Here is a 12578-nt window from a genome sequence, read left to right on the forward strand (position 1 = left end):
GGATAAATGATGAAAATAAAACCTGTCGCTGTTGTGATGGTGTCCTGCTTATGCATGCTTTCATGCAACAGGTCATCCGAACCATTTAAAAAGCTCTCTCCGTCCCGTTCTGGTATCCGGTTCTTTAATGAACTGGTGGAAAACGACACTCTCAATTATACCAAGTTTCCCTATATGTACATGGGTGGAGGCATATCCATAGGCGACATCAACAATGACGGACTTGACGACATTTTTTTTACAGGCAACCTGGTGCCCAATAAACTCTATCTGAATAAGGGCAATCTACACTTTGAGGATATATCGGCTTCAGCTGGGATTGAAGGAAATCATCAATGGTTCACAGGCAGCACAATGGCTGATGTTAACAACGACGGATGGCTGGATATATACGTGTGCGTTTCAGCCAAATATCAGCCTTCGGATAACCTGCTGTTCATCAATAATAAGGATAACACATTCACTGAATGCGCCAAATCGTATGGCATTAACGATAAGAGTTCATCTGTACAGGCTACATTTTTCGACTATAACAACGACGGACTTATTGACCTGTATGTGGCCAACTATCCCATTGTTCTTGTCAGTATGGGCGCTGAATTCTACAGGGATAAAATAAAGGAAAACAAATGGGAGGAATCAGGACACCTCTACAGGAATAACGGAAACAATACCTTCACGGATGTCACTGATGAAGCCGGGATAAGAAATTTTGGCATGTCGATTGGTGTTGTGGCTGCCGACCTGAATAATGACGGCTGGAAGGATCTGTATATTTCAAATGATTTTAATCCGCCCGACCGGCTTTACCTCAATAACAAAAACGGTACATTCAGCGAAGTGCTTCGGGAATGCACGTTCCAGACTTCCATTTTCGGAATGGGACTTGATGCCGCAGATATCAACAACGACGGATTGCTTGACCTTTACCAGATTGACATGACTCCTCCCGATCATTACAGGAGAATGGTGAATGTTATTCCCATGCGGCAGGAAACGTTTGACAACAGTGTAAATTATGGTTTTCATTACCAGTATATGCAGAATTCACTTCAGCTTAATAATGGTGTATTCGACGGGAAACCTGTTTTCAGCAATATTTCATTGTTTGCAGGTGTGGCTTATACCGACTGGAGTTGGGGCGGAATTTTTATCGACCTCGATAACGACGGGAACAAAGATTTGGTTGTCAGCAATGGCGTTTTGAAAGACATCAACAACCAGGATATCCTTACAACCCCCCGGTCAGGCATGTACTTTCAGAAAAAGAAAGAAGAGTACCGGCCAGAGCTTTTCCCCTGCACACCCGTTGCAAATTATATATTCCGCAATAACGGTGATCTTACATTCAGTGATAAATCGACTCAATGGGGATTTTCGGAACCTACACTGACAAATGGACTTTCATGCAGCGACCTGGATAACGACGGGGACCTCGATATTGTATTTCATAACGTAAACAAGATATCAGCCATTTATGAAAATCGTTCTGCTGCAAAGGACAACCATTTTCTGAAAATTAAGCTCAACGGTCCTGCTTCCAATCGGTTCGGACTGGGTTCGGTCATTTTTGTTACCACGGGTGAAATAACTCAAAAACAGGAACTTACATTAACCAGGGGATACCAGTCGAGTTTATCTCCCGTAGTTCATTTTGGTCTGGGTAAAAACAGCATTGCAGATACTTTAAAAGTAATATGGCCTGACGGTAAGCAACAGACCGTCTATCAGGTAAAAGACGACCAGGTCATTACATTGAATTACACTGAAGCGGCCGGCCGGGATTCATTTGTCAACCAAAGTGCTAAATTCAGGGACATAACCCGTATTTCGGGAATTGATTTTCTACACAGGGAGGATCAGTTCGATGATTTTGGATTCGGTGCGTTATTGCCTTATAAATACTCAAGGCAGGGACCCGGTTTGGCAAAAGGAGATGTTAACGGCGATGGGCTGGATGACTTCTTCGTTGGTAACGGCGCTGGTTTTGAACCAGCACTTTACGTGCAAAAACCGGATGGTACCTTTAAAAAGCAGAGCGGTCCGTGGAGTAAGGATAATCCTTTTGATATCACCGGCGCCCTTATATTTGATGCTGATGGTGACGCAAAATTGGATATTTACGTGCTGTACGGAGGCTATATGCCCGAAAACCCTTACCAGGACCGACTTTATCTCAATTCACCGGGAGGATTCAAAAAATCAGAAGCCTTGCCTATAATGAATAAAAGCGGTAAAACCATATGTGCAGCAGATTATGATGGAGACGGAGATACGGATCTGTTTGTTGGCGGAAGAATTGTGCCCGGTAAATATCCCCAGCCTTCCGGAAGTTTCATACTCAGAAATAACGGTATGAAGGGTCCAAAACTCAAATTTGAGGATATAACTTCTTCAGCGGCCCCTGAACTGGCTGAGGCCGGTCTTGTAACAGATGCCATTTGGATTGATTTTGACGAAGACGGAGATCCTGACCTTGTGATGGCTGGCGAATGGATGAATATCCGGTTTTTTGAAAATGTTTCCGGTAAGTTCAGTGATGTAACTGAAAAGATGGGATTCAGCAATTCAACCGGATGGTGGTACAGCTTAAAGGCTGCAGACACAGATAATGACGGAGACATGGATCTTATCGCCGGCAACCTTGGCAGAAATTACAGGTACCGTGATGATCAATCGTTTCAGATATTCTCATATGATTTTGATGTTAACGGGAAGCAGGATATCGTTCTTTCCTATGTTCAGAATAACATCCGTTACCCTGTAAACAGCTTCGATGAGAGTTCAAGGCAGATTCCGGTTATCGGTCAGCGCTATAAAACATATGATGAATTCGGGAAAGCTTCGCTGGATGATATCTATGGAGCATCTGTACTGCAGGCTTCCTATTCCTGCAAAATAAATACATTTTCCAGCGTATGGATTGAAAACCAGGGAAAAGGAAAATTCGTCAGTCATAACCTGCCTAACCTGGCACAGCTATCTTCAATCAATGCCATTGCGCAAATTAACACAAAAGGTGTTACGGAATTCATCCTCGGCGGAAATCTCTTTGATACTGAAGTAGAGACCCCAAGAAACGATGCCAGTATAGGCTTTGTTCTCAGGTATGATAAGGCCAAGGGAATGGAGGCCATACCGCCGTCTCAAAGCGGGTTAATGATACGCGGTGAGATAAGGAAAATTATTCCAATTAAACTGGCAACCGGTAAAAATGCTATTTTGGTTGCCACAAACAATGACACACTGAAATTGCTTGAAACTGATTCAGCGTTTTAAGATAGTTTATGGATGATTTCTTTCATTTGATCATAATGCTCTTCCATGCTGAGCAATAACCGCACCTGCGCCCTTGTACGCTGGAGATTATGACCTTCATGGTTTATGTGATAATAAATATCTCCGTTCAGATGATCGGTAAGAAATCTCAGGCTTTGCATGTATGTTAGCGCTTTGGCCGACAATGCCAGGTGATCTTTTTCAACATCGTTCATTACATTTCTTGTCTGTTCAAGGAAACCTGCCGCATAGGCTTCATAAAATTTCATATTGATCGAAACCTGGTTGACGTTGCTGTCATCTTCATCACCTGTATTGGTGAAAGTACGGATTGAATCACCGAAATCGTCATGGATAAAGCCGGGCATAACGGTGTCCAGGTCAATAACGCAAAGACCTTTACCATCCTCGTCAAAAAGCACGTTATTAATCTTTGTATCATGATGCACAATTCGTGTATTGATCTTATCTTCCCTGCCCAGTTTGCGGATTATGATCATTTCGTCTTTTCGTTCGCGCAACAGGTTTATTTCATGGCTTGTTTCCTTAATTCTTTCAGGCACACCGTTTTTACAGGCATCCTCAAACTGGCGTATCCTCATTTCCATGTCGTGAAATCCACGGATAGTTTCACCCAGGTTAGCTGCTGGTAAATCCGAAAGCTGATTCAGGAATTTTCCGTAGGCTTTTCCTCCTTCATATACCTGGTCTTCACTCACTGCTTTATCATACGTTTTATGACGCGGTATATAGACGAAACAGCGCCATACTTTTTTATTTTCATCGGTATAAATTAAATCTCCAGTTTTGATGGGAATCACGGTAAGAACTGAACGGGTGATGTCAGGAGCTCCTGATTCTTCAAGTTTTTTGCGGATATGATCCGTAACCAGGCTGATGTTTTTCATTACGGTTACCGGATCACGGAAGACTCTCGTATTGATTTGCTGAAGGATATAGCTTTCGGTTGACCCTTTCGCCAAGAAAGTCCCGTGAATATGACCAGATCCGAAAGGTATGATATCGGTAATGGTACCGGAAATAATAAATTGAGAAATGATATGTTTCATCTGGTTAAATGCTATAGCTGAACCAAAGTTAAGCAGGATTCAGCTATGAAAACAGGCTTTGCGGATATTTTTATAGTAAAGCAAGTGTAACTAACAACCTAAACCGATATGTATTCAAATATGCTTCGACTCCCTTCGACAAGCTCAGTGTAAACGCTCAGCATGACATTGGTAAAATCGTAAATCGGTAAATCCTAAATAATTTCGACTCTGTCAGGTTGTAAATGAAAAGCCCGGCAAAAGTGCCGGGCCTAAAACTATTTTTTCTCGAAAGCCGCGTCAAATGCAAATCCTGATGACCTGAAATCGATTTTTTTCACAAACGTACAAGCCTCTTGGGCACCTGCTTCCCGATCCATGGCACTGTCTTCCCATTCCACTGATAAAGGTCCCTGGTAGTTGATGTGATTCAATGCCCTGATGATCTCTTCAAAATTGATGCAGCCTCTTCCAAGACTTCTGAAATTCCAGAATCGACGTGGATCACCAAATGTTACGTGACCGCCGAAAACACCCACTTTGCCGGGCTGGTTTTTCCAATACACATCTTTCATGTGAACATGAAAGATCCGGTCGCTGAACCTGTAAATGAATTCCACATAATCCACTCCCTGGTAACCCATATGACTGGGATCGAAATTAAAACCAAAAGCAGGGTGATAGTTTATTGCTTTAAGTGCTCTTTCAGCGGATACAATATCAAAGGCTATTTCGGTTGGATGGACCTCAAGGGCATATTTCACACCGATTTTCTGGTATTCATCGAGAATCGGTTTCCACCTTTCCGCAAAGTCATGGTATCCTTTTTCGATCATCGCTTCTGTTACCGGAGGAAATGAATAAAGCCATGGCCATATTGAACTTCCGGTAAACCCGTTAACAACACCTACGCCGAGTTTTTTAGCTGCATGGCCTGTGGCAATGATTTCCTTTGCAGCACGTTGCCTTACTCCCTCAGCATCACCATCACCCCAAATATACGGCGGCAGTATGCTTTTATGCCTTTCATCAATATTGTCGCATACAGCCTGGCTTACAAGGTGTGTGGAAATTGAAAACATATTTAGGCCGTATTTTTGCAGCAGCTGTTTCCGGAAGTTACAATAGGCTTCATCGGCCTTGTCGATTTCAACATGGTTGCCAAGGCATCCTAGTTCCAATCCGTCATAGCCGAAAGCTTTGGCTTTCCGGCAGACTTCCTCGATGTCAAGGTCTGCCCACTGAAGGGTACATAAGGTTACGGGACGCATAATGTAGCTTTTTAGTCTGTTAGTCTGTTAGTCTGTTAGTAGTTTAGTAATAAGGATTTAAGGCCTAAGAGATTTATCAAATTGATTACTTAATACCTGATTACTTAATACCTGATTACTTAATACCTGATTACTTAATACCTGATTACTTAATACCTGATTACTTAATACCTGGTTACTTTCGAATACTTTAATTCACCATATCCAGCCATTTGGGTCCATCAGAGAATCCTGATTTCACAACGGTTTCAATGAATTGCATGCCGCGAACGCCGTCTTCGATACCCGGGAAGTCGAGCCATTCGGGTTTGGATTCTTTTCCTTCCATTTTTGCTTTCACTGCAAGGATAAAATTCCTGTAAATATTGGCAAACGCCTCCAGGTATCCCTCCGGGTGGCCACCTGGTGTGCGGGTGTTATGTTTGGCAGTTGCACCCAGGTAACCCTGACCGGTTCTTAGGATCTCCACCGGTTTACCGGGCCATTTCAGCAGCAGCGTATTGGCATCAGCCTGTGTCCACTCAAGCCCTCCTTTTTCACCATACAACCTGATCTTGATTGCATTTTCTTCACCGGCTGCTATCTGTGTGGCCATCAGCACCCCCTTTGCTCCATTATTATAGCGGATAAGGGCGGCGCCATCATCATCGAGTTTCCTGCCGGGGGCAAATATGTTAAGCTCGGCGCACAATTGGGTGGCTTTTAGTCCCGAGACATATTCAGCAAGATGAAAGGCATGTGTTCCTATATCACCCATGCAACCGGCAATACCTGACCGGCCCGGATCGGTGCGCCAAACTGCCTGAACGTTTCCTTTGTCTTCTTCTTTATCCGAAAGCCAGCCCTGGGGATATTCAACATATATCCGGCGGATCTTTCCGAAAATACCCTTCTTTACAAGTTCTCTTGCTTCCTTTACAATCGGGTAGCCTGAATAGGTATGCGTTAAGGCGAATATAAGGCCGGTTTGATTTACTTTATCCCTCAATTTTTTTCCTTCTTCAAGTGAAAACGTGAGCGGTTTATCAAGAACCACATGAAATCCTTTTTCAAGTGCCATTACACATGGCTCATAATGCAAATGATTGGGTGTAACAATGGCAACAAAGTCCATCCGTTCATTTTCAGGCAGCTTTGCTTCTTGTTCAAACATTTCTTTATAGCTGCTGTAAATCCGGTTTTCCGGAAGAAACAAAGCTTTTCCGGATTCGAGTGAAACTTCGGGCCTGCTGCTGAAACAGCCGCAAACCAGTTCGGCCTGTCCATCCATAATAGCTGCGATACGGTGTATAGCCCCGATAAAAGCACCGGTTCCTCCGCCCACCATACCCATTCTGAGTTTTCGGTTGATCATCTGATAAAATTGTTAAGTCTTATGTGAATTTACTTTATTTAAGCTTTCAGACCAAATGATTTTTTGATTGAATAATAAAATCTGTATTGCTAACTTTAATGGTTCACACAAATTCTTAAAATTCTGATTATGAAAAAAACAATAACGATTATTGCTGTATTCTGTATGGCATGCGGTATGCTGGTTAATGCCCAACACCAGGTACCCGAAGGTTTTACTTCCCTGTTCAATGGAGTGGATTTTGAAAACTGGAAAGTACCGGAAGGAGATAACGGGCACTGGAAGATTCTCGATGGAGTGATTGACTATGATGCACAAAGTGAGGCAAAAGAAGCTAAGGACTTGTGGACAACCAGGGAATTCAAGGATTTTATCCTTTATGTTGATTTTAGAATCAAATCAACACCCTATAAGAATCCTAATGTTCCTATCATTCTGCCCTCTGGATTGCATAAGAAAGATGAGAATGGCAAGGAAATCACAACGGTAGTGCCGGATTCCGATTCAGGGATTTTCCTGAGAGGCAGCAGCAAGTCGCAGGTAAACATCTGGTGCTGGCCCATCGGATGCGGCGAAGTTTACGGATACCGCATGGATGAAAATATGCCAGCCGAAGTGAGAAAAGCCGTTACACCGGTTACCAACGCCGATCACAACATCGGGGAATGGAATACTTTTAAAATCACAGTTCAAGGCAGTGTGCTTAATGTGGAGCTAAATGGCATTCCTGTAATTATAAATGCCACTTTGCCGGATTTACCTGACAAAGGCGCAATTGCGCTGCAGCATCACGGAGGCAAAGATGAAAAAGGCCAATGGAACAGTCCTCCCGCTCTGATGCAATTCAGGAATATTTATATAAAGGAGATGTAAGATTGTTGTACCTGCAGAAACGCACGGAAGTGTATCTCTATAAACCCAGATTTTTTCACATTTAACCATTTACAAAATGAAACGCCGAAACTTTATCTCAACAACCGCGGCAGCAGCCGGATTTACAATTGTTCCGAGGCATGTACTCGGAGGCATCGGATATATTGCGCCGAGCGATAAACTCAATATCGCCTGTATAGGTAACGGTACGCAGGGAACGCGTGTGATGCTAGAACTTCTTAAAATACCCGACTTGCAGATCATTGCCGTAGCCGATCCGGTTAAAGACGATAACCGCTACCAGAACTGGGGAGAATTCGAACTTCGCAACAATATCCGGGAGGCTATTGAAGAGCCATTGTGGGATGAAGGGATAAAGGGCTGCAGGGCAGGTCGTGAACCGGCAAAGCGAATTGTGGATACCTGGTATTCCAAAAAACAGGGTGCTTCGTATAAAGCCTGCACAGCCTATGAAGATTTCAGGGAATTGCTTGAAAAAGAAAGTGGTCTTGACGGTGTTGTGGTTGGTACTCCCGATCACCAGCATGCACAGGTTTCTGTTAAGGCCATGGAGAAAGGCAAACATGTGTATTGCCAGAAACCAATGACCAATGCCGTATATGAGGCCAGGTTGATGGCTGAAAAAGCTACAAAAACAGGTGTTGCCACACAGGTAGCCACACTGAATGCCTCCTCTGCCGATACTGACGAGCTTTGTGAAATGATCTGGAGCGGTGCTATTGGCCCTGTAAGGCAAGTCTTCAACTGGTCGAACAGGCCGGTTTGGGAGACAGGCTTCACTCAATTGCCTGAAGAAGAAAAAATACCGAAAGGATTCAACTGGGACCTTTGGCTTGGAAGGGCTGCTGAACGACCTTTCAGCTATAAATATACCCACACTGTTTTCAGATCATGGTATGACTTTGGCACCGGAGCCATGGGTGATATGGGCTGTTACTCTTTTGCTGCCATTTTCCGCGCCCTGAAACTGGGTGATGTGTCCACTATCGAAGCTTCGGCCAATACAATAGTCGGTGTTGTGGATGGCAACCCTTCACAATTGCAATATGTATCGCATCCCCATGCCATGAACGCGCATCTTACATTTCCTGCCAGGGCCGGTATGCCTGAAGTCGACCTCTATTGGGTTGACGGGGGAATGAAATTCTTCCGCTTCAAAGAGCTTCTTGAGGATAATCTTAGTTACGACGCTGACGGCTTGCTGTTTGTCGGAGATTATGGGAAGATATTATGTGAATTCCATGGCGGCAATCCCCGTTTGATTCCCGCATCACGGAATAAGAATTATATTAAGCCGCCTCAAACTATTGAACGTTCCAAGGGCCATTACCAGGACTGGATTGAAGCATGCCGAGGCGGAAAGAAAGCCCGATGTACTTTTGAATCTGCCGCACCCATCACTGAAGCACTGAACCTGGGAATTATAGCCATGCGAACAGGCAAACGGCTTACCTGGGATCCGCAGTCGTTCAAAACCAATGACGACCAGGCCAACAGCCTGCTGAAACCGGGTTACAGGAGCGGGTGGGAGTTGTAAAAGGCCCGTCATTGCGAGGAGCTTGACATTACTCTGATTATAGTAGAGAATCAGTGCGACGAAGCAATCTGCCCGCACAGGCACACCCTTACAAAGAGTGTATACCAGCTGTCAATAAATATACCCCACGCCCGAATCTCTCTTTGCACAGTCCTGCCTGTGCGGGCAGATTGCTTCGTCGCAGGAGATTTTAGTATAATCAATGATCGGATTGGCTCCCTCGCAATGACAATCCCTGGCATGACAAATATCTTTTTAGTCATTCTCCGAATTTTATAAATTTCATAGTTTTTTATAAACTTCAACCCTCAAACTTCAAACCCTGGACAGGTAATCTACTAAACCCCTAAATAGCTAAACTATGCCCAAAGTCAACAGAGAAGAAGCGCTGAATTATCATTCATGCGGCCGGCCAGGCAAGGTGGAAGTGATCCCCACAAAACCATACAACACCCAGTATGATCTTTCGCTCGCCTATACCCCGGGAGTAGCGGAACCATGCCTCGAGATCCAGAAAAATCCTGAAGATGCCTACATCTACACATCAAAATGCAACCTGGTGGCTGTGATTTCAAACGGTACGGCGGTGCTGGGACTGGGAGACATAGGTACTCTCGCAGGAAAGCCTGTTATGGAAGGAAAAGGACTTCTCTTCAAGGTTTTTGCCGATGTGGATGTTTTCGATATTGAAGTTGATGAAAAAGATGTCGAAAAGCTCATCGATCATATAAGGGCTATCTCACCCACTTTTGGAGGTATTAACCTGGAAGACATCAAAGCACCCGAATGCTTCGAAGTGGAAGAACGGCTCAAAAAAATGCTTGACATACCTGTATTTCATGACGATCAACACGGGACAGCCATTATATCGGCGGCCGGTTTGCTGAATTCACTCGAAATCACAGGAAAGAAAATCAGCGAAATTAAGGTTGTCATTAACGGTGCCGGTGCATCTGCCATATCGTGCGGCAGGCTTTACAAAAAGCTGGGTGTAAAACCTGAAAACTTTCTGATGCTCGACAGCAAAGGTGTTGTTTCGAAAAAGCGGACCGACTTAAATAAATACAAACAGGAATTCGCCCAGGACGTTGAAATTACAACACTGGCCGAAGCAGTACAGGGCGCAGATATGTTCCTTGGATTGTCTACAGGCAATGTACTTTCAAAGGAGATGCTTAAAACAATGGCTCCGAATCCTGTTGTTTTCGCCATGGCAAATCCCAATCCCGAAATTACCTATGAAGATGCCGTTGATGCGCGCAAGGACGTGATCATCGCCACCGGAAGAAGCGATTACCCTAACCAGGTGAATAATGTACTGGGGTTCCCGTTCATCTTCAGAGGTGCCCTGGATGTGAGAGCACGCACAATCAATGAAGAAATGAAACTGGCTGCCGTATACGCACTGGCTTCACTGGCCAAGGAAGCGGTTCCTGAACAGGTAAATGCCGCCTATAAGGTATCAAACCTTTCTTTTGGCCGCGATTACATTATTCCCAAACCGCTCGATCCGCGCCTGATAACCCGTGTGGCACCTGCAGTGGCAAAGGCTGCGATGGAAACCGGGGTTGCGCGAACTGTCATAACCGACTGGAAAGCTTATGAAATACAGCTCATGAAAAGAATGGGTCTGTATGATAAACTGGTTGATGATATCCGGAACCGGGCAGCACAAAATCCCAAAACTATTGCTTTTGCCGATGCCAACAACGTGAAGGTGCTGAAAGCAGTGCAGATTGTTCTACATGAAAAAATAGCAAGTCCCATTCTCCTTGGTAATGAGGAACAGATCCTCAAAGTGGCTGCAGAAAATCACATTGACCTTACCGGCACACAAATAATCGATGTTCATAGCGACAAGGAAGAAGGCAGGAGAAAGCGATATGCCCAGGGCCTATATTCTAAACGACAGCGTAAAGGAATGACCTATGAAGAAGCTCTCGAAAAAATACATGATCAGAATTACTTCGGAGTCATGATGGTTGAATGCGGCGAAGCCGACGGTTTCCTCGCCGGTTTCACTACCCGGTATGCAAACACCATAAGGCCTGCCCTGCAGGTGCTGGGCACCAATAACAGCCTGCATCACCTGTCAGGAATGTATATCGTGATTACGAAAAAAGGACCGTTCTTCTTTGCCGACACAACGGTAAACATTAACCCGACATCAAGAATGCTGGCCAACACCACCCTGCTTACAGCCAATGAAGTACGCAAATTCAATATGGTTCCCCGCATTGCCATGCTTTCTTATTCGAACTTCGGGTCAAACCGGGCTCAGAGTCCTGATACTGTCCGTGAAGCAGTAGAAATACTGCATCGCGATTACCCTGATCTTATTGTCGACGGTGAAATGCAGGCCAATTATGCATTCAATAAAAAACTGAGGCAGGAAAAATTCGCATTCAGCAAACTGGCTGATATGGATGTGAACACTGTTATTTTCCCTGATCTGAATTCGGGAAATATAGCGTATAAGATGATGCAGGAACTGGGGAGTGCCGAAGTGATAGGCCCGATAGTAACAGGTTTAAGAAAGCCCGTCCAGGTACTCCAAATGGCCAGTTCAGTGAGGGAAATCGTTAACATGGCTGCTATCACTGTTATTGATGCACAAACATACAGGGACGAGATTATCAAACTTTAGGTGTTTTTGTAATATTCATTCAGTATATTCGTCATAACTGAAAACACCTTGTCATGTACAGAATCATCCTTTTTGTTTTCGTGCTTCTTCCTGCTGTCACTTTTGCACAGAGCAAGAGCGTTAACCGTTTCCGGTCGGATTTCAAGGAAAATTCAAACCTGTTCTTCTATTCGAGTACACTTAAAATGCTCAATTCGGATAATAATCCCGAATTTGCCGGTATTCTGGACGGCATTGAAGAGATCAGGGTCCTGAACTATACAAAATCGGCCCAAAAGTTTGATAATAACGATATCACCTCACTTAAAAACGGCCTTCAAAAGGAGAACTACAATACGATCATGATGATCAATGAAAAAGGAAATACGGTGAATGTTTATGGTCGCGACAAAAATGGCCGGATGGCCGGGCTTGTTGCTATCGTTGAAAATACCGAATCACTTGTTGTAATTGACCTGATTGGTTCGGTTGATATAAAAAAATTTATGGAGCTAAAAAACAAGCTTGAAGATAATTCGGTGAAACAGCTCTGATTATCCATTAAATA

At 44.1% G+C, this 12578-nt stretch carries 8 protein-coding genes; 5 read left to right on the plus strand and 3 right to left on the minus strand.

All coding sequences use genetic code 11. From position 1 onward, the window contains the following. Positions 1-6 precede the first annotated feature (6 nt). Positions 7-3279 carry a VCBS repeat-containing protein gene (locus tag VK179_20935; protein HLO61229.1) on the plus strand — a complete coding sequence of 1091 codons (3273 nt, stop codon included), beginning with the start codon at positions 7-9 and terminating at the stop codon, positions 3277-3279. Here VK179_20935 and VK179_20940 read toward each other — a convergent pair. The 3 genes from VK179_20940 to VK179_20950 form a co-directional block, all read right to left on the minus strand. Beyond that, a complete protein-coding gene (locus tag VK179_20940) occupies positions 3276-4349 on the minus strand; it encodes an aminoglycoside phosphotransferase family protein (GenBank protein ID HLO61230.1) in 1074 nt (357 codons plus the stop codon). The genes VK179_20935 and VK179_20940 overlap by 4 nt on opposite strands. Positions 4350-4606: 257 nt before the next feature. Further along, complete coding sequence (locus VK179_20945) at positions 4607-5599, minus strand: sugar phosphate isomerase/epimerase family protein (protein ID HLO61231.1); 993 nt, start codon at positions 5597-5599, stop codon at positions 4607-4609. Positions 5600-5789: 190 nt separating this feature from the next. Further along, positions 5790-6953, minus strand: coding sequence for a Gfo/Idh/MocA family oxidoreductase (locus VK179_20950; protein ID HLO61232.1), 1164 nt, complete (start codon positions 6951-6953; stop codon positions 5790-5792). A 129-nt stretch (positions 6954-7082) separates the two neighbouring features. Between VK179_20950 and VK179_20955 the strand changes: the two genes are divergently transcribed. The 4 genes from VK179_20955 (at position 7083) to VK179_20970 (ending at position 12564) form a co-directional block, all read left to right on the plus strand. Continuing rightward, entirely contained in the window at positions 7083-7826 is a 744-nt protein-coding gene (locus VK179_20955; GenBank protein HLO61233.1) for a DUF1080 domain-containing protein, read from the plus strand. Positions 7827-7902: 76 nt separating this feature from the next. Then, positions 7903-9384: a Gfo/Idh/MocA family oxidoreductase gene (locus VK179_20960; protein ID HLO61234.1), complete on the plus strand. Its 1482-nt coding sequence runs from the start codon at positions 7903-7905 to the stop codon at positions 9382-9384. 361 nt (positions 9385-9745) lie between these two features. Further along, a complete protein-coding gene (locus tag VK179_20965) occupies positions 9746-12031 on the plus strand; it encodes an NADP-dependent malic enzyme (GenBank protein ID HLO61235.1) in 2286 nt (761 codons plus the stop codon). Positions 12032-12084: 53 nt separating this feature from the next. Beyond that, entirely contained in the window at positions 12085-12564 is a 480-nt protein-coding gene (locus tag VK179_20970) for a DUF4252 domain-containing protein (GenBank protein ID HLO61236.1), read from the plus strand. Positions 12565-12578: the final 14 nt, after the last annotated feature.

The sequence above is a fragment of the Bacteroidales bacterium genome (assembly GCA_035299085.1).
GTDB lineage: Bacteria > Bacteroidota > Bacteroidia > Bacteroidales > UBA10428 > UBA5072.

Coding starts and splice junctions, on each gene's coding strand:
- VK179_20950 (HLO61232.1), bottom strand. CDS start 6,953: ATGATCAACCGAAAACTCAGAATGGGTATGGTGGGCGGAGGAACCGGT.
- VK179_20940 (HLO61230.1), bottom strand. CDS start 4,349: ATGAAACATATCATTTCTCAATTTATTATTTCCGGTACCATTACCGAT.
- VK179_20970 (HLO61236.1), top strand. CDS start 12,085: ATGTACAGAATCATCCTTTTTGTTTTCGTGCTTCTTCCTGCTGTCACT.
- VK179_20935 (HLO61229.1), top strand. CDS start 7: ATGATGAAAATAAAACCTGTCGCTGTTGTGATGGTGTCCTGCTTATGC.
- VK179_20945 (HLO61231.1), bottom strand. CDS start 5,599: ATGCGTCCCGTAACCTTATGTACCCTTCAGTGGGCAGACCTTGACATC.
- VK179_20960 (HLO61234.1), top strand. CDS start 7,903: ATGAAACGCCGAAACTTTATCTCAACAACCGCGGCAGCAGCCGGATTT.
- VK179_20955 (HLO61233.1), top strand. CDS start 7,083: ATGAAAAAAACAATAACGATTATTGCTGTATTCTGTATGGCATGCGGT.
- VK179_20965 (HLO61235.1), top strand. CDS start 9,746: ATGCCCAAAGTCAACAGAGAAGAAGCGCTGAATTATCATTCATGCGGC.